This window comes from Bradyrhizobium sp. CCGE-LA001 (genome assembly GCF_000296215.2).
Lineage (GTDB): Bacteria > Pseudomonadota > Alphaproteobacteria > Rhizobiales > Xanthobacteraceae > Bradyrhizobium.
Genome location: NZ_CP013949.1, coordinates 6,236,122 through 6,256,766 on the forward strand (window position 1 = coordinate 6,236,122; position 20,645 = coordinate 6,256,766).

A 20,645-nucleotide genomic window follows, 5' to 3' on the forward strand; every position below is an offset into this window, starting at 1 on the left:
GTCGCGATGAAACCTGCTCTTGTATTTGATTGGAACGGTACGCTCCTCGACGATGCCGACGTCTTGCTGCAAACCACGAACATCATACTTGGCCGCTTCGACCGCGCTGCTATCGATATGCAGACTTTTCGGGACCGATTCGATGTTCCACTTTCCGTTTTCTACCGTAGTCTCGGATTGTCGGAAGGGGATATCGAGACGATCGATAGTGATAGTAGTGCAATCTTTCATGACGTCTATGAACCGCTCGCGAACAAGGCCGCTTTACGCGACGGCGCGAGATGCATCTTGGAAACAGCACGTCAACATGACATATCTAGCATTATCGTCAGTAATCATATAGCCGATCCCGTTCGAGCCCAATTACAAAGACATGGCATCAACGATTGCGTGGCGGAGGTTCTGGCGTTCGAAAGCCGCGCGACCCAATTCAAGAGCATGAGCAAAGGGGAGCGGCTTCGTCGATATATTCAGGCATACGATCTGACGCCAGGCTCAATTTTTATCGTCGGGGACATGCCTGTCGAAATGGATATTGCACGCGATCTTGGACTGATCAGCATAGCAATTATGGGAGGATGTGTATCGGAGTCCCGGTTGAAATTGGCGCAACCAGATTATCTCGTTGAGGACCACCATATGCTGCTGCCGATTCTGCAGGACCGCGGTCTCTTGGGAACCTCATAGTGAAGCTCGCCTTGACTCACGTATCAACTGCAACACCAGGGACTGCCGAGCAAAGGATTGGCCTGATCGGCGCAGGACGCATGGGGACGGGAATGGGGATCAGCCTTTTGCGTCACGGCGCCGAGCTGCACATCAAAGTCAACAGAAACCGTGTTGGCGCGGACCGCTTGACCGCTATGGGTGCCTATGAGCACACCGCAGTTTGTGAATTAGCTCGGCATGTAAGTGCCGTCGTTTTATCGCTGCCCTCAAGCTGCGAGGTCGAGGCAGTCTGCCTTGGGCAACATGGGCTATTTGCACATTTGGCTCGACAGAGCTTGATACTTGACTGCACGACGTCCTATCCTGCTTCAACACTCGCTTTGGCCGAACAGGCCAAAAAGCATGACTTACACTTCATAGACGCCCCAGTGACACGAAGCCCCGAACAAGCAGAACGAGGGCAACTCAACGCCATCGTTGGATCGGATGAGAACACGTTTCCTGCCGCTGCTCGTGTTCTTACCGCATTCTGCGAGAACATTGTCCATGTGGGTGATGTTGGACAAGGCCATAAGCTCAAGCTTGTCTACAATAGCATGACGATGGGCATAGCGTCAGTGGCTGCCGAAGCCTGCCAGTTTGCGCAGGCGATCGATGTTGACCTAGCGACCTTACGCTCTTTGGTCGGTCGCGGCGCGACCAACAGCGGGATATTCCAAAGTTTCGCAGCCTTCTTGTTAGGCGAAACGCCCGATGCTTTGGCAATATCGATTACAAATGCCCGGAAAGATATCGAGTGCGGCGTGCGATTGGCAAACGAGACGGCGTTGAAGATACCGGTTCTGACTGCCGCCGCGCAAAAGTTCCACACCTCTGTAGCCGAAGGCAAAGGTGAACTGACCTTGCCTCATCTTGCACTTTCCGAGGCAAAGGGATCATAGGGCAATGACCGGAGTGAGCCCTGAACCCTAATCGCGTTGTCCATACCTTCCTGCGGCCGACGAAGTGGGGATCGCGGAGCTGGCACCTTATTTCTCTCCATGGACCGGCTTCGGTGCACGGGCAATTGCATGGCAACTCCATCGGACTTTGCCGCCACGCGCGGGCCGCCGCGATATCGGGAGCAAAAGTAAGCAGCGACCTCGTCCACCACGCAGGGCGCCGGGACTGCTTTCGTGAGCAGCAATCCACAGTGACGTACCACTTGAGCAGCCCATGGTGTAGGGACTCGCGCAATTGTATGCGTTCGGCAACCAAGATCCTCAGAATAAGACTTCCGTTACCGGCACATAGCGTCACGGGAGTACATCAGGAGCTAAGGTTGATATAGATCAGCCCCGTCGTGGTCTTGGCGTACCACGGGCCCGGACATTGCGCCTTCCCTCGCGTTGACTGACATCTTTGGCGCCTCTTACCGCAGCTGACCGATGTACACTGCACAGCCCACTTCCATTTCGCAGCCCACGCGTAGATCTGGCTTGCGTGTTCAGGTCACGGCCACTCTGGCATCGGCTTAGTTGGGTGTGAGTGCGGGTGCTCTGGCAGCCTGGTTCATCGCAAAGTCCCTCTGGATTACTCACGGACGAGTGCGGCAAGCTCCGCTTCGAGCTTAGGTTGGTGCTCAAAGATCGCATTTATCAAGGCTTGCGCGGGCTGCTCGGGAGCCTCCACCAGCGCCGCTTTCCCAGCACGCGCCGAGGGAGCGAATACTCGCTTGACAACTGTCGGTGACCCCTTGAGTCCGCATTTGGACAGGTCCTCGACCCCGGCGTCCTGCGCGCTCCATTTCAAGATTGGCGCGCGGGCGGCTCGCAGCGCATCCGCCATGCAGCCGCGACGGATCTGGTTAGTGGCTTCAAGCATGGTAATGAGACACGGCAGCTTGGTCAGCAGAACCTGGACGCCGCCTTCAGCCCGCCGTTCCGCTTCAAGTGTACGTGCGATCAGATCCAGCGCTCTGATCTTTGCCACGTAGGTCAGCTGTAGCACGTCAAGCCGTTTCGCAATGCCCGGTCCGACCTGGGCTGTGTCACCGTCGATAGTCTGCTTGCCGGTAAAGATTAGGTCAGGCGGCCCATATTCATGGGCGATTTTTCGGATCGCGGCTGCCAACGCGTAAGTTGTTGCCAGAGTATCAGAGCCCGCGAAGCGGCGGTCGGTGAGCAGAATGGCCCGGTTGGCTCCGAATGTCAGCGCCTTTCGTAAAGAGTCTTCGGCCGACATTGGCCCCATTGTAAGCACGGTTATTTCGCCGCCGAACCGGTCGCGCAGCTCCAGCGCTGCCTCAAGCGCGAAGAGATCGTATGGATTGATGATCGTCGGCACGCCCTGCCGCATGATTGTGTTGGTTACGGGGTGCACGCGAATCTGTGCGGAGTCAGGAACCTGCTTGATGCAGACGACGATGTGCATGTACTTCTCCATGTGTTGCAACAGCGGGCAAAGCCGTCAGCTAGAAACGCTTGATCTCGATCCCGTATTTCTTCAGCGCGTATCCGATCTGACGCGGCGTCACTCCAAGCAAACGCGCTGCCTTTGCCTGTACCCAGCCGGACCTTTCCATTGCCGCAACCACGCGCTCACGCTCGGCAATCCTGGGACCACCTACGAGAGCTGCGCGGGCAGGCACGAGGGAAGCCAGCTCGCCTCCGTATGGAGCGGCCGGTGCAGCAACTTCAGTCGGTTCCGTGATAGGCTTGGTAGGCGCCGGTACATCCAGCTCCCCCACCAATGTTGTCTCATGGAGCTTGCTCCTCCACAGCTTTGCGGACAGGCATTGACCTTGGCAGCACGCAAAATCACCTTTGACGATTGATTGCCCGAGCGCCAGCGTCGCGGTCCGTTCGACGCAATTTTCGAGCTCGCGCACATTTCCCGGAAAGCCGCAGTTCATCAGCACCACGATCGCACTCGAATCGAAGACCAACGTACGGCCGTTTTCGCGGTTGAATTTCTTAAGAAATTCCGCGGCGAGCAGCGCAATATCATCACGCCTTTCGCGCAAGGGCGGAAGCAGCAAGGGAACCACGCTAATGCGGTAGTACAGGTCGGCGCGGAACTCATTACGTATCACGGCCTCCTCAAGGTTCTTGTTGGTCGCGGCAATCAAACGAACGTCGACCTTGATCGTCTGATTGCTGCCCACACGCTCAAACTCCTGCTCTTGCAAAACACGCAGCAACTTGGCCTGAAACGAGGGTGATATTTCCCCGATTTCATCGAGAAAGAGAGTTCCCTTATCAGCCAATTCGAACCGCCCTTTGCGCGAGCTAAACGCACCGGTGAAGGCACCCTTCTCATGACCGAACAATTCCGATTCCAACACCGTCTCGGAGAGCGCAGCGCAATTTAGTTTTATGAAGGGCCGCTTTGCACGTGATGACAGTTCGTGAATGGCTTTTGCAACCAGCTCCTTGCCCGTTCCGGATTCTCCGCGCAGCAGCACTGCGCTGTTCGATTTGGAGACAACCGCGATCTTCTCCAACAGGGCGTGCAGCGGCGGGCTATCGCCAATGATGCCCGGGATGCGAACTTTTTTGCGCTCCCTCGCAGGCTGCTTGTGCTCGATTGATTGCTGTTCCTGGCTGCCCCTCTCAGCCAATACCTGGTCGCGGTCACACGTAAACGAGCGGTGCAGCCTAACTGTCTGGCCGACGAGATCGGCGATCATGGTGAGAAGCCGCACGTCATAATCGAGCCGAGCACTCGACTTGTTGTCCACGATACGGTCGATAGTCAACGCACCCATGACTTTCGCATCGATGCGAATGGGAATACCGATGAACGACACGACGACACCATTCGACGCACCGAGCACATGCACATCCGCAGCAGTAAAGGCCGGCTCAATCGCAACGTTTTCGGCAATGAGCGGCCTATCCGTCGCCACGATATGGTCGATTGCCTTCAGCGGCAGGCGCATCCGGTAACGCTCGTCACTGCCATCGGTCCAGCCCGCGCCGACGGTAGTCTTCGGTATTCCATCATCGTCCAAGAGCGAGACAGTGCCGTGTCGCATCTGCACAAAAGATTGCAGAAGTTCGACGACCTTGGCCAACGTGATCTCTAGGCGGCACGGGGCCGTAAGTACCTTCGTAATCTCATAGACGCCGGTCAGCGCGCTCGCACGCAACGACTCTATGTGCACCGTTTCGGCCGTCTCCAATGGACAGTCGCCTTCGCGTGCGGACGCAATATGCAGCATAGGGCGGTCCCCCTTGTCGTGATCGCCCTGCCCGGCACTTTGTTCAGCTTTACAAGCTTCGTGTTGCATGTCTTCTCGCTCTAAGCGCCAAATTCGAGATGACATATAGGAATAACAGGTTTCCGTTCATAACGGCATTACGTTGCCGTAATTGTTCTTGTTCGTACGCGCGTGATGCAAATGGGACACGACGGCTGATTACCGGCACACTGCGAACGTCATGCATAGCCGACTACAGATGTTGTCCCCCGTTGATCAGCACCTCGGTGCCCGTGACATAACTTGCCGCATCCGAGCAAAGGAAGAAGAGGACCTTGGCGACCTCTTCAGTCGTCCCCAACCGGCTCAATGGTATACTCCGCAAAAGACGCGCTTCCGTTTCTGGCGACAACATGTCCGTCTTGATTTCTCCCGGCGAGACCGCGTTCACGCGGATTCCATACGGTGCGTAATCATGCGCCATTTCCCGTGTAAGACATGCGAGCGCCGCCTTCGAAGTCGCATACGCGCTGCCAGCAAATGGGTGCACCCTTGAGCCTGCGATTGAGGTCACATTGACAATCGATCCTGACGCGGCTCTTAGCTCCTCAAAAACTCCCTGCGCAAGCAGGATCGGAGCTACCATATTGAGGTGAAAGACCTCCATCCAGATTTCAAGTGACGTCGTCAAGGAGGTCAACCTCGCGCCATTCTGCCCTTTTGGCGAAGCGCCGGCATTGTTGATCAGCGCGTGCAAGGGCGCACCTGCGAGGCGCTTCTTCACCTCGGCAATCGCGCGCGGCAGAATTCGATGGTTACTGAGATCGACTTGGATATGGTCTTCGGGTCCTGAGGTCCACGGGCACCGCTTCTCGTCAAGCGGTTGGCGCGCGCACGATATGATGCGCCAGCCAGCTTCCGCAAACAGCTCTGCGGTGGCGCGACCGATGCCACGCGTCGCTCCAGTCAGCAACAGCGTTTTGCGTTCACCCTGGCGGAAACCGGCTTCACCGCCTAAAGACGGGAAGTCCACGTCCTTCGTCGAGGTGTCCCTACTTAGTATATCAAGAGTCAACTGCGCCTCCTCTCTTCGCCTGGCCCGAGACTCCGTTGCAGGAACTGGGCCACAGCGATGAGGCTAAACCGCTCTAGGAATAGTAATCCAGCGGCGGGTTCGGCGAGAGTTTCCCGCTTCCATACATTGCGCGTCTGCTTCCCGACAATACAATGCATATTCGTCACAAGCCGACGTCGCGTCTCAGATGACGCTGATCGAATTGCCCCCTACTCATTGCATGGATTTGCGACTCAACAGCGACGCGCCTCATTTGCGCAGCAATTCTGCCTGCTTTCGAAGCCGCCCGGAAGACCGCAACCACGCGATCGTACCATCGCTATCTGACGTAATCGCATCGCACGTTAGATTCGTCTGTGACTTGTGTTTGACATCATGTGCACTCCTTCGCCGATCGCGCAATTGCACTTCGCACATTGTGCATAGTGACGCAGTCAAACACATCCACACTGCGGCAGTCCCGAGCCGCGACAAGCCTGGCCGGGTTTGCCGGCGGCGACTTAAACCGCGCCGCCACTAAGTCGACGACACCGTTGTCAATCAGGCGCCGGCGGCTGGCTATTACGATATGATCACCATGAAGGATTACCGTCGCATGTTCGTCCGCATAGGCACCAGCGCGAACATTCCGTCGCCGAGCTCTTGTCTCGTGAGTCCCGATCTTGTGGCGCGAGACCAGCTCGATGCGCCGCTGCACGCCACGAACACTGCCAGCCCCATTGCTCTGAAGGCTCACTTCTTCAAGCGGAATAATGATTGCGAAACACTGCCGTCTTCTTCGCGAACGAAAGTTTAACGTTGCGCGATCAGGGCCGCTCGTAGCTCCCGGGCAGCGGCGACCATGTTGACCAACGCCGGTCGCACCTCCTCCCACTTTCGGGTTTTCAGACCGCAATCAGGATTGATCCACAATTGGCAGTCGGAGAGCTGTTGGCGCGCCAGCGTGATGAGGTTTTTCATCTCGGCCGTTTCCGGAACGCGCGGTGAATGGATATCATAGACGCCCGGCCCGATTTGATTTGGGTACTTGTGGCTTCTGAAGGCGTCTAACAATTCCATCTTCGACCGCGACGTCTCGATCGAAATGACGTCTGCATCCATCTCCGCGATAGCATCGATGATATCGTTAAACTCGGAATAGCACATATGAGTATGGATCTGCGTTTCGTCGGCAGCGACTGAGGAGCAAATGCGAAAGCCGTTCACAGCCCAATCGAGATACCTTTTCCACTGTGATTTGCGTAGCGGCAATCCCTCACGCAACGCTGCCTCGTCTATCTGAATTATTTTCGCTCCGGCGTTCTGAAGGTCGACGACCTCGTCCTGGATCGCGAGCGCGATCTGTAGGCATACCTCGCTCCGCAAGATATCCTCACGAACGAACGACCAGTTCAGAATGGTCACCGGCCCAGTCAACATCGCCTTGACCGGTTTCTTGGTCAGTGACTGCGCATAGCTCCAGCAGTCGACCGTCATAGGATTCGGACGGGAGACGTCCCCAAACAGAATTGGCGGACGAACGCAGCGCGAGCCATAGGATTGCACCCAACCGTGCTTTGTGAAGGCGAATCCGGACAGCCGCTCCCCGAAATACTGCACCATGTCATTGCGTTCGAACTCGCCATGCACGAGCACGTCAAGTCCAATTTCTTCCTGCCATCTGACTGCACGCGCTGTTTCCGCCTTGAGGAGCTGGTCGTATTGCGCGTCACTCAACTTTCCCTGTGCATGAGACGCACGGGCACTGCGAATGTATGCGGTCTGCGGGAACGATCCAATCGTCGTCGTTGGGAATACTGGCAATGCGAGCCGCGCCCGCTGAAGCTCGGTCCGGGTTGCGTACGAACTGCGACGACAATGCATTGTTTGATCAATCGCAGCCAAGCGCCCGGTGACGTTGGGGTTGTTAATCTTGGACGACCTCTGGCGAGCCCCGGCCGCCCGCCTCGAAGCCGCAAGGAGGCGCGATGCACGAGCTTGATTGCCGGCGAGCGCGCTTCCCAACGTCGTAAGCTCCTTGATCTTCTGTACCGAGAAAGCGAGCCAGTTCTTTACATCATGATCGAGATGGTTTTCGAGGTCCAGGTCAACCGGGATGTGAAGCAGCGAACACGACGGGGCTATCTCGACGCGGTCACGACCCAGCTTCGCAATAGCGGGCGCCAGCCTGTCGAACAACTCTTGCAGATTGCAGCGCCAGACATTGCGCCCATCAATAACTCCCAGTGAGAGAACGAGATCACTCCGGGCAACTTCGGTGATTGCGTTCAACTGATCTGAGGCCCGCACCAGGTCAACGTGAAGCCCGGCAATGGGCAGGGCCAAGGCTGTATCGAGATTGTCTGCGAGGCTCCCGAAGTAAGTTGCCAGCATGATTTTCAAGCCGGGCACCGCCTTTGCGAAATGGGCATAGACCCGCCGCAACGCCCCGCGGGATGATTCGTCGAGGTCAAGGACCAGGCAGGGCTCGTCTAGCTGAACCCATTCAGCACCTTGCGCGGCCAGTTCGCGAAGGACATCGACATAGACCGGTAGAAGTTGATCCAGCAGCAACAGTGGATTGAATGCGGGATCTGCGCTCTTGCCTAGCTTCAAAAAGGTGACCGGGCCTATCAGCACGCAGCGCGTCTGGTATCCAAGGCTTTTTGCCTCCTCATATTCCTCAATCGGCTTACGAGAGGAAAGCTCGAAGGTCTGGTCCTTGCGAAATTCCGGCACCATGTAATGATAGTTAGTGTCGAACCACTTTGTCATTTCCTGTGCTGCCGGGCCGTGTCGATCATCTGCATGCGCGAGGCCCGCATCTTGACCGTCTCCTGCCCCGCGCGCCATGGTGAAGTAGGTCTTGAGTGACACCGGACCTGCGTCCCAACCGTAAACGTCGGGAATGGCGCCGACCATCACACTGGTATCGAGCACATGGTCATAGAGCGAGAAGTCATTCGAAGGAATGATGGTGGCGCCCAGCGATCTCTGCCGCGCCCAGTTGGCGAGGCGAAGTCCAGCCGCAGCCTCCAAGAGCTGCGCTTCGCTTGACTTTCCCGCCCAGTAGCTCTCGAGCGCGAATTTGAGTTCGCGGCGCGGCCCAATGCGTGGCATACCCAGCGTCGCAACGGGAAGTGAAATGTTTGACACCGCTTCAACCCCATAGTTGGCGGCAAGGCGATGGTGGATGCGCAGGTAAAGGCCGCCGCAGCGACAACTTCGCGACACACCACCGGGACACCCCGCCCGTGGACGAAAATGTTGTCGGGGCAGGTCTCCTGGCTCGCGGGTCATGGCTGCTGTCCGGCCTTCCCGAAGCCAACCGGCTTCAGTGACAACATTGGACAGGGGCTCGCCGCTTACAGTTGCGGGGGCAGCGCCGGCATCACACCGGCTTCCCTCTTAGCTCCGGATCGAGCGGGATCCAGAGAACCTCGAACGAAACTCCACTACCTGCAAACCAATCGTTCCGTCAACCGTTGAATTTCCGCCGCCGCCTCGTTGCCGATTGATTGTGGCAAACGCGACCTTGGGGGCGTGCTGCCTCGGTCGCCTGCCGCACCATTTGCCGGCGACCGCCGCCGGCGATCGCTAGATCATGGTTCATGGTCCGAGACAGCGAGCGCGCGAGGCGCCCGGTTGTCAGCTTCGGAGGCTTGATCATTCCGCAGGTTGCGAGGCGGTTTGTCCGAGAGAGCCGTGTAGGACTTTTCGAATGAACAAATTCAGGCGCAAGAACCGTCGATCAGGTGATCACCGCACCGCAGGCAGCTTCCTGGAACTTTAGCCACCTCGATCACGAAGGCATCAGGCGCCGTTCCACTCTTCTATGACCTTAGAAGACGATCCACATCATTCGCAATCTACCCTCGCCAGCAGACCGGTATCTGATCCAAGCAGGCATACCTATCGCCGCAAACTTCTAGCAGCCAATATTCGAGACGTTGAGCTGCAGCTTTCGGCTGTCATGTATCCGCGAACCGTTCCGACGATCCTTGAATGAGGATCAACCGAGTCGGGTCCGTCAAATCGAACTCCATAACGCGTGGTGCGAAGAGGCGAGCATACCTGGTGAAAGCACTCGTTGGTGGAAACCGAATGACGGTGTCGCATCGGGCCAGGAGATACATTTCAATTAAAGCAGAAAAACCGCCTTCGGTGCCAAGTTCTGCACTGTGTAGCGGTCCAGCATGAGGTGCCTGAAAATGCTTTGGGATTGTGAAGAGATCGGGGAATATTCCAGACAGCCTTTCGAGAATCAACGCGCTGTCGGTGCACAAGAACACCTTCACCGGCCTTGCATGCGGTAACGCTTTCGCTTTTTGGATGGCCGTACATACCTGCCGAAAGGCAAGCTCCGGATCCGCCCAATACGGCTTATGCCCCATGATATCTTCGCCGTTGCCGTGACGAACATGAACTCCAATTATGCTCTGCCCCTCAAAAAGCTCCCGGTAAATGGCATCAATTCGAGCCTGAATCCCAGCTTGGGGCTTAACTGTCCGAAATATCTGCCGTTCGGCATCCTCATCGCAGCGCCACATTAAGCAGGCGTCACACACCACAGTGTTGGCGTCAACATCTTCCGGACTTAGGAAGAGTTGACCTAGTTCGTCACGCTCCTGGAAGATCTGTTCATCTGGCCTATAAACGCAATCTATCGGCGTTTTATTCCACCAGCGTGGGAAGAACGGCCCTGGAAATGACACCTGATTGATCTGGTCATCGCAAATGACCGGTACACCGTCGATGTCTTGAACTGGTTCGAAGAACACTGGAAAGGCATTGGTGAATGGCTGATCGAGATAACACGAGCCACGCCAATCGATTGCCAATGTGCGCCCGGTCCGCTTTGCGTAACGCCAAGCCGATGCCAACGACCATAGGCAATCACCAAACCCGGTCCGTCGTCGAGAGACCACGAACCGATTATTCATCGAGTCACTGACCAGCATTCGCGTTGCCTAATCGTATATTGGTTGGACGGGAGAACGTACTACAAGACTCCAATGTATGGGTCCGACGGCAACCTGAGGGGCCAGATCTCGGACGCTTGCGGTGTAGAGCTACACAGCAACGATCGCATGGCCTGGTACCTAGCCGTTGGAGGAGGAAGTTGCCAAGCACCGGCTGGTATCCTGCTCATTGAGCCGTTTCATCCTTTGCTACGCCGGCAGGCGGCGTCTAGATAGGGCCCATATTGATGAGCGCCGGCTTTGCTTCCGCGTGCCCTGTACCAAAGCCATCGGCGTTGCGAGAAGCGCGAGGCGGGTGCAGTCGAACGCAACGCTGCTCCCACAATCCCAACAGTTCCTTCACAAGAGCTTCCTGTTTCGATCGGTCTAAAGTAATTGTGCCAAGAAGAGATCCAAGGACCGCCTCCCCCTCGATCTGCATCAGAAGATCGAACAAACCGTGTGAGATACGCACATTGTCGCGGCTCGAGTGTCCCCTTCGGATCTCGCACGCAGTCTCCTGTTGATCTTCTGCAGTAAAGGCGCGCACTCGATGAAGGGACGCATAAGCGGGCAACGAAACGGCGAGCGCAGCCCAGTCGTCCAGCCCTGTAGTTCGCTTTTTGACGAAGAACGGCCCAACCACAAGCCCGTCCAAGTCGGTTGTCAAGAATGTAGTGATCGCGTCAGAAACGGACTCTACGATCGGCTCGGCATTGTTGTTAAACGACGTATTGAGCAGAACGGGAATGCCCGTCCGCTCTTTGAACGCATTGATAACCTCCCAGTAGACCGGGTTTGTTTTGCGGGATACGGTCTGCAGCCGAGCCGTACCATCGACATGCGTGATGGCACCGAGCACGCTACGTTTGGGATCGCGCACGCGCACCACGAAGTTCATAAATGGGAATTCGCGCTTGCCCTCCGGGAGCTCGAAGAATTCGTTAGCATCCTCCTCCAGCACTGATGGCGCGAACGGACGATAGCCCTCCCGCTTTTTGACCATTGCGTTGATCCGGTCTTTGTTTGACGCCGGCCGAGGGTCGGCAAGAATGCTGCGATTGCCCAGCGCACGTGGCCCGAACTCAGAACGACCCTGGACCCAAGCGATCACGGCCCCATCAGCCATCCAACCAGCGGCACTCGCCGCTATGTCATCACGACGCTCAACGTCGAGGTGGGCCGCCCATGCATTCAGCTCGCGTTCTACTGATCGCTCGGTTCCGATGTCGGGGCCCCAATAGACATCCTGAAGACGCTCGACTGGAGCCGGCACGCCCAAACCCTTCGACACCATTAAAGCCGCCCCGAGTGCGCAACCAGCGTCATGCGCAGCGGGTTGGACGAATATGTCTTCGAACAGTCCGGAGTAGAGCAGCTTACCGTTCATGGTACAGTTGTGGGCCACCCCTCCAGCCAGGCACAAACGCTTCATGCCAGTCGAGTTCCGATATTGCCGAAGGACGTGAAACACGATCCGCTCTAGAGCCTCTTGCAGCGAAGCACTCACGTTTCGATGCTGCTGCGTGAATGGCATTCCCTTTCTTCGAACCTGGATGTTGCGGAGCAACGTTGGTCCGATTCGATCTAGGTGAACACGATAGCCACCATTGTCCAAGAGTTCGTAGAACTGTCCGAAGAGTTCGCGATAGGGCGCCGGATCTCCGTAGGGAGCAAGTCCCATGACCTTATATTCGTCGAACAAACCGTACCCGAGATATCGGATCGCCTCGAGATAGAATAGCCCTAGGGAGTTATTCTCAGGGAAACTTGCAACTTCGGTGATCTCGGTGCCCGACCCTACCGCCAATACTCCTGAAAGAAAATCACCGCCGCCATCGACCGCGAAAACCAGACTTTGCTCGAATCCCGACATCGCAAATGCGCTCGCAGCGTGCGCGTGATGGTGGTGCACGAACGAGAGCTGAGATTCTTCGACCTCAGCACCGAACTCCTGCGCCAGCAGCTTCCTCAGTAACAGCCTGGCATCTAATGGAATGGAGACATCTGGCTGAGACACAAGCAGCCGCTCTAGCATGGTATTACAATAGGCTTCGGTAGCGTAGAAGGCGATACGATCGATGTCGCGGAGCTGCACTCCGGCCGTTGCGAGACAGTATCGGATCGCACTGCTCGGGAATTTGTTGGAGTGCTTGATCCGATTGAGGCGTTCCTCTTCGACGGCTGCTATGACCCGCCCGTCCCGGACAAGCACCGCGGCGCCGTCGTGTAGAAACGTCTTAGGCAGCTCGAGTGGATTTTCATGGATTTTATCAAGCCCACCGCTCAATCCTAGACACAGCATTTCGTTCTCCATTTTATCATGACAGAATGACCCCAAGTGCCGTTCAACGCTGTACTTTCGCTCTCTCCTGAGCGCGGGTCGGATATCAACTCAGATTGTTCGATGTCCGTTCGGATCAATGGAACATGCGATCATCCAAGGTGGTGTTGGCATTTGAAGACCGTAATTCGAATCGGGCCGCCGTACCGTTTCCCAGGCGGTTTTCCGAAGACCGTGGCGAAGCGATCGTCGGATACCCGGACGTGCGGAGCCGGTTAACGTCGGGGAACTGCATCATTCAGTCTCCGGTGCGTTTTGGGCAATGCTGCGTCAGCGTGTCAGACGTCGACGAAGGAGTGCCGTGGACACAAAAAACGGCAATACCGCGTAAATGCACAGCGCACCGACATGTACGCCGATGTCGGGCGCCGCCCGGCCGAGCATCATTGGACGGATGAGGTCGACCGAATGAGCCAGCGGCAAAAAGGCCGCCAAATGCTGAAGTGAGCTCGGCATTTGGCTCACCGGAAAGACGGTTCCGCACAGAAACACCATAGGTGTGACGACAAGCATTTGGTAGAAGACGAAATAGTCATACGTGGGTGCAAGAGATATAACGACCATTGCCAGACTTGCGAAAGCGAGGCCGGTCAGAGCAATTGTTGGCATCGCACACAGAATGGACGTCCACGGCGCATAGCCCAATATGGCGGCGACGACACCGATCGCTGTCCCGGCCAAAACCGCCTTGCTCGCGGCCCAGGCCAATTCACCTAGGATGATGTCTCCAAGCGTGAGCTGTGTGTACAGAATAGCTTCCCAGGTGCGCTTTGTGTCCATCCGGGCAAAAGCCGCATACATGGTTTCAAAGGTCGCAGCCGTCATGGCGCTTGTTGCGACCATACCACCCGCCAAAAACGAAATGTATGAAGTACCGTCAACGCGTCCGACGATGATCCCGAGACCAAAGCCGAGGCCAAACATATTGGTTATCGGATCGGCGAGATTGCCGAGAATCGATGCAATCGCGACTTTCTTCCAAGCCAAGAAATTGCGGAGCCACACGGCGACCCAGTTGTACGCGTTGCCGGGCATGGCCGCTGCATAACCCTCACCCATCGCTCATTTCTCCATTTCACGCCCGGTAAGTCGCAAAAAGACATCTTCGAGATTTGGAGGGCGCTGTATAAGGCGAAGGCCGAAGCGCCCGCGCAGGTGCATGAGAACCTGCTCCGGTTCGCGCGCATAGCAAAATACCGTCTCGCCGCTTGTTTCCAGGTGTCGCGCAAAAGGCCTGATTAATGCACACAGCTCCTGTGGATGCCCCCCGTAGATCTCGATTACGTCGCAACCGATTTGCTCTTCGATCAACGCGTGAGGGTTGCCTTGGGCGATCTTGATTCCATTCTCAAGCACGCATAGCCGATCGCATAATCGCTCCGCCTCTTCCATGAAGTGCGTGGTTAACAAAATCGTCTTTCCGCGCGCCAGCAGTAATCGCAGGCGCTCCCAAATCAGGTGACGCGCGTGCGGATCGAGACCGGTAGTTGGCTCGTCCATGACCAAGAGATCGGGGTCGTTGATCAGAGCACGCGCCAGAGTCAGCCGCCGCTTCATGCCGCCTGAGAGTTCGCAGACACGGGTGCCCGCCTTGCTCTCGAGGCGAGCAAAATCAAGTAGTGACGGGATCATGCTCTCGATCTTCCGCGCGCCCATTCCGAAATAGCGGCCGAAAACCTGGAGATTCTCTCGAACTGTAAACTCGAGTTCGAGATTGTCGAACTGCGGGACCACACCGAGGCGCTTACGCGCCCAGCGAGCTCGACTCGGCACGGGCTCACCGAGTACCCTTATCTCGCCTGCGTCTGGCGACATCATGCCAAGGAGCATACGGGCGATTGTGCTCTTACCGGCGCCGTTCGGCCCCAGCAAACCGAAGCACTCTCCGCGAGAGACGGTGAACGACAGCTCGTCGACGACGACCTTGCCACCAAATGATTTCCTTATGCCGACGAAGTCGATTGCTGCGGTGGACATATCGATACTAGGCTGGAAGAAGTTGTTCGGCGGACGATCGCTCCGTCACGGCGGTTTTGGTCCACAGCACGCCGTCGCACCATACATGGTCAACTCGCCCCCAATCGCACGCTGCTGCGGCATCCGGGAAGAACCCACGTCCGTGTTGGTTGGCACTTGTGTTGCAAAGTAGTGGAATTCCCGTGATGCGTTCATACTCAACCAGGAGCTCGGCCACTTTGTGCTGAGACGTTCTGGGGATCGTCTGCAATCGCGCAGAGCCATCCAGATGGACAACAGCCGGTATTCTTTCGCGCCATTCTTCTCGTGTCTGATGATCAAAGAGCATGTACGGATCGGGCGTTCCGGGGCTGAAAATGGCCGGCGCCCGATCTTCCAAGCATATCGGTGCCACTGGCCGAAAGTGCTCGCGCTGTTTGATGTCGTTGAGATGATCCTTCATTGCTGGCGAAGTCGCGGCTGCAAGAATACTCCTGCCACCCAAAGCCCGTGGACCGAGCTCGGCCCGCCCGGTCAGAAAGATGACGGGTTTGTTGGTAGCGAGAATCGCTGCAAGCTCGCGCATGCTGCATGGCTGTGCCCACCATTCTTTCGGGATCTCGCAATCTTGTAGGGCCGGGCCACTGTAGATGGACCACTCAAGCGGTACGAAGCCTTTCTCCGCAGCCATCGCCGAGCACGCGGCACCAATTGCGGATCCGCTGTCATTCGGAAAGGGCGGCACCCATACATGATCGAACAACCCAGTTGCGCGTAGCGCACTGTTCCATTTGATATTGAGACCGCAACCGCCGGCTATACATAGATTCCGCGCTCCCGGGAGTGAGGAATGCCGCACCAGCACCAATGCGATTTCCTGGACGAGAAGCCGTTCGAGGAACACATGGAACGATGCAAGTACATCTTCGGGCCGCTTGGAGCCCAGTCGTATCGTGCATGCGTCGAAGAAGTCATGCATCGCTCGAAGCGACGATTCCGCATCGTAGATATCCGCACGGTAACGACGAGCCTGCTCAGTATCTGCTGCAAAGCGCTTTGCATACAGATCCTGGAACACGGCCACGATGCTTTCATCAACGGATCCGAGCGCGATGTAGGCCATCAGCTTGCCGGCGACGCCCAGGTCCCAACTGGTGCGGTTGGCCTGTCTGTAAGGTCCGAAATGGTGGCCGGCAGCAGCATAAGCGTGACCGAGTATAGGAAAGAGGCATTCAATGAACCGCGCCTCCTGGCGCTCAACATAGTAAAGTCGTGGAAAGATGGAGCCGTCCCATACGAGGCAGAACGCGGGCTGATCGGCGTGGGCAAAGGGGCTGGTACAGTATGCTGACGCAACATGTCCCGTCACGTGCGGGTAGCTGCGATACGAGAACGCCTTACTCCCGAGGATCAGGCCAAAGCCTTCATTGGCATCGAGAAGACCCTCGGCACGCCGTTCAACATACGGTGCGCCTTTGAGAGCGATAGGTACCAATCCGCTGAGAACCCGGAAGCACGACTCGACCTCCCCGTCCCATCCATCAATCACGAATTGGTCAATATCCTGCGGATCCAGACCATGCTCGGCCAACGAGGCTACGATTGCGTCCAAGTTGTCAATGGTTTGGTACCGCGGGCTATTGCCGCGTTTCTCCTGCTCGGTGCAGAAGACAAGCCGCCCGTCATCGACAACGGCGATCGATCCGTCATGGGTTAGCTTGATACCGCAGATGCGCATACTTGCTCCTTGCCTATGGGCAGAAATTCAATTGCCTGACGATTGAACCGGATTTCGGAAGAGGACGAGGAGGCACTCTTCGTCACCCGACTCCGCACGGAATTGTAGGCGTTCGACCTCGACCAGATCCTCTCTGAAGATGTCGATGGCTGTCTCGGCACCAGCAGGGTGTCCCCAGCGCCTGCAGGTCTCATCATGCGCCGATCCGAACACCAGGCACCCGTCTGGCGCTAGCATATCAATGAGGCTCTGGATCGCAGCACGCTGTTCGGCTATGTCGCCAAGGTAGTAGAGAACCTCCGCCACCACGATTAAGTCGAATGGCTCCGCGGTCCAAAATCGTTGGATGTCCGCGACGATCCAGGTGATGTGCGACCACCTCTTCGTCCGTTGGCGCGCCCGAGTAATCGCCTGCCGCATGACATCGACCACCATAAGGCGTTGGCAATGGGGCGCGAGCCTTTCGGTGAATGCACCGGCAGCGCACCCTACTTCGAGCGCATTTCTGATGCTCCCCCTGGCCAGCGACATCTGGAGCAACTTGGCATAGCGCTCCTGTTCGAACGGATTACTGTCCAAGGACCATGGGTCATCGGCTGCCAATTCACGCTCTAATAGCTGGTATTTCTTGTCAGGCATGCTAGGCGTCCACCTACTAATGCGCCAGATCACTCGCCGCCGCATACGTTGTCGCTCGCAGCGAGCCTTCCAGCAGCACTGCACGAAAGATCCGCCGTGCGAACTGCCGGAGCACACTGTGCTCCTTCGCCGGCGCTTCCGCGGATGATTGGATGCTGGACAGCCTGTTTCTCTTCTCCGGCCGGCGGGTTGGCGACTTTGCGCGACAACCAATCGCTATTGCTCAACGTGCACAGAGCGTAGGCCTTCACGGGGAGCAAGAGAGCTATGTTGATTGGTGTGTGCAACGAAAAGCCAATGAAACGCAGTTGGCGAGCCCGAAACGCCGCAACACCGCAACGAACTATGGTCATTGTGGCGATCGTCACGATTGTCCACCAAGGCACCGTGGCCGTCACGGCGAGCTGAGCGAACGCCATTATCGACGACAGGGCGAGAAGCAACGGACCGATGTTCTGTCCGACAACGTCGAGTGTGAGATAGTTGTCAAGCTCCCGCAGCAGGCGCATGCCGAGGAGCGTGTCACGGAAGGTACTGCGCGCCCAACGCAGTTGTTGACGGAGGTAAGGTCCTAGCTTGTCCGGGACCACTGTTGCCGCGACTGCTTCCGGGACGTACTCGGTTCGAAACCCGGCCTTCAGCATGAGAATGGTGAGATGACGATCCTCACCGAAGTCACTTGGCTTGCCGCGAAAGAACTGCGATTCGTATTGATCTAGCAGCAAGAGAAGTGCGGATCGACGATACATCGCACAAGGGCCGCAGCAGCACATTACGGCGCCAAAGCGGGCCTGGGCCGCGCGCTCTTCGTTGCAAGCCAGCCAGTATTCCATGTCGATCAATCTAGTCAGCCAAGTGTCGTATCGATTGCTGGCAGTCAGCTGCCCCATCGCCGCTCCGACCTTTGCATTCTGCATCTTCAGCGCGAGCCTTGTGATCACGTCTGCTGCGAGCATCGTGTCAGAATCGACGTTGAGCACCAGGTCTCCGCTCGAACCGCGTATAGCGGTTATCTGCGCCTTGCGCTTCCCAACGTTCTTGCTGAGCAAGATGAAGCTGAATCGGGGGTCGGTTGCGAAGACACTGTGAACGGGTTCCAAGAGGGCGCGATTTGCTGAACCATCATCAATCACGTAAACACGCAGTTCTCCCGTGTAGTCCTGGGCAGCAATTGACTCTAGACAGGCCGCGAGCGTGTGCGGCTCCTCGTTGAAGCACGGGACGATCACATCGACGCTCGGCAAAGTGGAGGAAGTGTGCGTCAGCTCGCTTGAGGGCGCCGGCGCACTTGCTGGCGTAGCATAGAGCGCCTGCAAGGTCTTGTAGACGGTCGAGAGCAGCGCATAACATGAGACAGCGACAGTGCTGGTGGTGGCGAGCAAATCCATTGGGTCCAGTGTTCAGTGAAGTTGAGGAAGGGAGGAGATTGCGAAACCACGCCCTTGCAGTGCGGGAATCAGCTGCGAAAGGGCAGTAAGCGTCTGGTCGCGCAGACCAGAAGCAGTGCACTGTCCCTGCTCGCTGGGAGGACATCCGTCGTGCAGGAGCACGATTGCACCTGGTCTGACGGAGGCGAGCACCGCGTTCACGATCGCATCAACCCCCGGGCGCGACCAATCTCGTGGATCCACGGACCAGTGCACCATTGCAAGTCCGGCCATCTCTGCTGCCACGAAGACTTCTTCGGTCCACCTCCCGTAGGGTGCTCGCACGTGCCGCAGCAAGGCTTGCGGGCAGGCCGCATGAATGACGTCGTTGGCTCCCAATATTTCACTTTGCACCTTGGCCAGCTCGCATCTGGACAGGTCAGGATGCGTCATCGTGTGATTTGCGACCTCATGCCCATCTGCGATCATCCGTCGTATTAGCTCTGGCTGTTGTGCTGCGTAGGCGCCAATTACGAAGAACGTCGCCGGAACCTTAAGTTCTGCCAGCACATCCAGGACATCTGGTGTGCAAAGCGGATTTGGGCCATCGTCGAACGTCAAATAGACGCAGCGACTTCTGTCGGCGTCAGCGAATTCGCTATGCACCGAGGGCGCGCTATGGTGACGATTCACAGCTCTGGCCCATTCCGATCGATAGTCGCACCGGTTGGCCAGTCGCCTATTGGACGCTCGATCGGCAGCACCAAAACCAGAGCATCGTCGATGCGGGTAGTCGGCAAGTTCAGATACACATCCGGCTGGGTCGATCGCACCCGTACGCCGGAAATGAGCGTCGCAAGGCCATGCCGGCCGAGCAATCTTGTCACATGCTTCTCCAGCGCGGGCCGCACTGTGCCGAAGCCAAACGGAACACCAAGTTCATGCAGAACTGGGTACATAACGCGCATTGAATGGGTTATCCCGAGCCCCTCAAGATCGGGGCGTACCGCATACAATCCCAGTTCGCCTACGAGTAGATCGGCTTCGCCGACTTTGATGAACCGCCGTAGTAGGCCGATATGAGCGGCTATACCGCGAGAGTCATAACCGATCGCGCGGACTTCAGGCCTTGCACCGGCCCAACTGCGATTGTTCTGGAACGGCTGCGCATTGAAGGCACCGGTTGGACCGTAGCTCTGCCGAAAGAACTCCGAGAGTTCGACGTGGTCGGCGAGGCACAGCTCACTTTCCCAGCGCACTCTCCACTGAACCTGCGGGCGCATCGAGAGACCTTCTGCAGTAGTAGATACAGCAACGTTCATGGAAGACCACCCAGCGCTACGTGATTCAGCGGCTTGGCCTGAGATACTCGCTCGCTCAATGCCTGCTCACCGCCTGGACTGTGCTTCCCGACGCGACTAAAGGTGTATGGCGCGGGTCCTTCACTTTCGCCCCACGCGCAGCGACTCGCCGCCTCGATCGCATGAAGGGCACGAAACACCTGCACAGAGTCTGCTAGCGCCTCTTGCATTTCCGACTTGCCTCTTAACGGGATGGGCCGCGCGACGCGCGGCAATCCGCATATGCCGTTCTCACCGTGAAACTAAGGGAAACTCGCGCCGCGCTTCAATTGTACGCGGGTAAACCGTCGATATTGAAAGGAATGGACGACGCATACAAAGGTTTATCGCCAGCAAGGCGAAAGAGGTCCGATCCAGCAATCGGCCAGCCTGA

General features: G+C 57.1%; 15 protein-coding genes and 1 riboswitch. Of the genes, 2 read left to right on the plus strand and 13 right to left on the minus strand.

Translation table 11 applies throughout. From position 1 onward, the window contains the following. Positions 1-6 precede the first annotated feature (6 nt). The gene (locus BCCGELA001_RS28995; protein WP_060737905.1) at positions 7-687 is read left to right on the plus strand and encodes an HAD family hydrolase; all 681 of its coding nucleotides are present in this window, start codon (positions 7-9) and stop codon (positions 685-687) included. Further along, on the plus strand, positions 687-1,610 hold the full coding sequence (locus BCCGELA001_RS29000; RefSeq protein WP_063921112.1) for an NAD(P)-dependent oxidoreductase: 924 nt from the start codon (positions 687-689) through the stop codon (positions 1,608-1,610). The genes BCCGELA001_RS28995 and BCCGELA001_RS29000 overlap by 1 nt, the downstream gene beginning before the upstream one ends. 631 nt (positions 1,611-2,241) lie before the next feature. On the opposite strand, the gene BCCGELA001_RS29005 is transcribed toward BCCGELA001_RS29000, so the two are convergent. From BCCGELA001_RS29005 to BCCGELA001_RS29065, 13 genes are all read right to left on the minus strand, one after another. Next, positions 2,242-3,081, minus strand: a complete 840-nt coding sequence (locus BCCGELA001_RS29005) for an electron transfer flavoprotein subunit beta/FixA family protein (protein WP_060737906.1) — start codon at positions 3,079-3,081, stop codon at positions 2,242-2,244. Between the two features lie 40 nt (positions 3,082-3,121). After that, on the minus strand, positions 3,122-4,942 hold the full coding sequence (gene nifA, locus BCCGELA001_RS29010; RefSeq protein WP_008558129.1) for a nif-specific transcriptional activator NifA: 1,821 nt from the start codon (positions 4,940-4,942) through the stop codon (positions 3,122-3,124). A 163-nt stretch (positions 4,943-5,105) separates the two neighbouring features. Further along, on the minus strand, positions 5,106-5,885 hold the full coding sequence (locus BCCGELA001_RS29015; RefSeq protein ID WP_060737907.1) for an SDR family NAD(P)-dependent oxidoreductase: 780 nt from the start codon (positions 5,883-5,885) through the stop codon (positions 5,106-5,108). An 834-nt stretch (positions 5,886-6,719) separates the two neighbouring features. Then, positions 6,720-9,062 (minus strand): 5-methyltetrahydropteroyltriglutamate--homocysteine S-methyltransferase, encoded by a 2,343-nt coding sequence (metE, locus tag BCCGELA001_RS29020; protein ID WP_060736886.1) that lies wholly within the window; start codon positions 9,060-9,062, stop codon positions 6,720-6,722. Positions 9,063-9,163: 101 nt separating this feature from the next. Next, positions 9,164-9,364, minus strand: a riboswitch (cobalamin riboswitch). A 513-nt stretch (positions 9,365-9,877) separates the two neighbouring features. Beyond that, the gene (locus BCCGELA001_RS29025) at positions 9,878-10,867 is read right to left on the minus strand and encodes a nodulation protein NodZ (protein WP_060736887.1); all 990 of its coding nucleotides are present in this window, start codon (positions 10,865-10,867) and stop codon (positions 9,878-9,880) included. A 229-nt stretch (positions 10,868-11,096) separates the two neighbouring features. Beyond that, a complete protein-coding gene (locus BCCGELA001_RS29030) occupies positions 11,097-13,172 on the minus strand; it encodes a carbamoyltransferase family protein (protein ID WP_083543535.1) in 2,076 nt (691 codons plus the stop codon). 309 nt (positions 13,173-13,481) lie between these two features. Further along, positions 13,482-14,270 carry an ABC transporter permease gene (locus BCCGELA001_RS29035; RefSeq protein WP_008558135.1) on the minus strand — a complete coding sequence of 263 codons (789 nt, stop codon included), beginning with the start codon at positions 14,268-14,270 and terminating at the stop codon, positions 13,482-13,484. Positions 14,271-14,273: 3 nt separating this feature from the next. Beyond that, complete coding sequence (gene nodI, locus BCCGELA001_RS29040; RefSeq protein ID WP_008558136.1) at positions 14,274-15,188, minus strand: nodulation factor ABC transporter ATP-binding protein NodI; 915 nt, start codon at positions 15,186-15,188, stop codon at positions 14,274-14,276. A 7-nt stretch (positions 15,189-15,195) separates the two neighbouring features. Beyond that, a complete protein-coding gene (nodU, locus tag BCCGELA001_RS29045) occupies positions 15,196-16,905 on the minus strand; it encodes a nodulation protein NodU (RefSeq protein WP_008558137.1) in 1,710 nt (569 codons plus the stop codon). Between the two features lie 27 nt (positions 16,906-16,932). Beyond that, positions 16,933-17,544, minus strand: coding sequence for a nodulation methyltransferase NodS (gene nodS / locus BCCGELA001_RS29050; protein ID WP_060736888.1), 612 nt, complete (start codon positions 17,542-17,544; stop codon positions 16,933-16,935). A gap of 29 nt (positions 17,545-17,573) precedes the next feature. Then, complete coding sequence (gene nodC, locus BCCGELA001_RS29055; RefSeq protein WP_008558139.1) at positions 17,574-18,932, minus strand: chitooligosaccharide synthase NodC; 1,359 nt, start codon at positions 18,930-18,932, stop codon at positions 17,574-17,576. A 12-nt stretch (positions 18,933-18,944) separates the two neighbouring features. Continuing rightward, positions 18,945-19,604 (minus strand): chitooligosaccharide deacetylase NodB, encoded by a 660-nt coding sequence (gene nodB, locus BCCGELA001_RS29060; RefSeq protein ID WP_060736889.1) that lies wholly within the window; start codon positions 19,602-19,604, stop codon positions 18,945-18,947. Beyond that, positions 19,601-20,233 carry a NodA family N-acyltransferase gene (locus tag BCCGELA001_RS29065; RefSeq protein WP_060736890.1) on the minus strand — a complete coding sequence of 211 codons (633 nt, stop codon included), beginning with the start codon at positions 20,231-20,233 and terminating at the stop codon, positions 19,601-19,603. Before BCCGELA001_RS29065 ends, nodB begins: the two co-directional genes overlap by 4 nt. Positions 20,234-20,645: the final 412 nt, after the last annotated feature.

Coding starts and splice junctions, on each gene's coding strand:
- BCCGELA001_RS29005 (WP_060737906.1), bottom strand. CDS start 3,081: ATGCACATCGTCGTCTGCATCAAGCAGGTTCCTGACTCCGCACAGATT.
- BCCGELA001_RS29065 (WP_060736890.1), bottom strand. CDS start 20,233: ATGAACGTTGCTGTATCTACTACTGCAGAAGGTCTCTCGATGCGCCCG.
- nodI (WP_008558136.1), bottom strand. CDS start 15,188: ATGTCCACCGCAGCAATCGACTTCGTCGGCATAAGGAAATCATTTGGT.
- nodS (WP_060736888.1), bottom strand. CDS start 17,544: ATGCCTGACAAGAAATACCAGCTATTAGAGCGTGAATTGGCAGCCGAT.
- BCCGELA001_RS29035 (WP_008558135.1), bottom strand. CDS start 14,270: ATGGGTGAGGGTTATGCAGCGGCCATGCCCGGCAACGCGTACAACTGG.
- nodU (WP_008558137.1), bottom strand. CDS start 16,905: ATGCGCATCTGCGGTATCAAGCTAACCCATGACGGATCGATCGCCGTT.
- nifA (WP_008558129.1), bottom strand. CDS start 4,942: ATGCAACACGAAGCTTGTAAAGCTGAACAAAGTGCCGGGCAGGGCGAT.
- nodC (WP_008558139.1), bottom strand. CDS start 18,932: ATGGATTTGCTCGCCACCACCAGCACTGTCGCTGTCTCATGTTATGCG.
- BCCGELA001_RS28995 (WP_060737905.1), top strand. CDS start 7: ATGAAACCTGCTCTTGTATTTGATTGGAACGGTACGCTCCTCGACGAT.
- BCCGELA001_RS29030 (WP_083543535.1), bottom strand. CDS start 13,172: ATGCTGTGTCTAGGATTGAGCGGTGGGCTTGATAAAATCCATGAAAAT.
- BCCGELA001_RS29025 (WP_060736887.1), bottom strand. CDS start 10,867: ATGCTGGTCAGTGACTCGATGAATAATCGGTTCGTGGTCTCTCGACGA.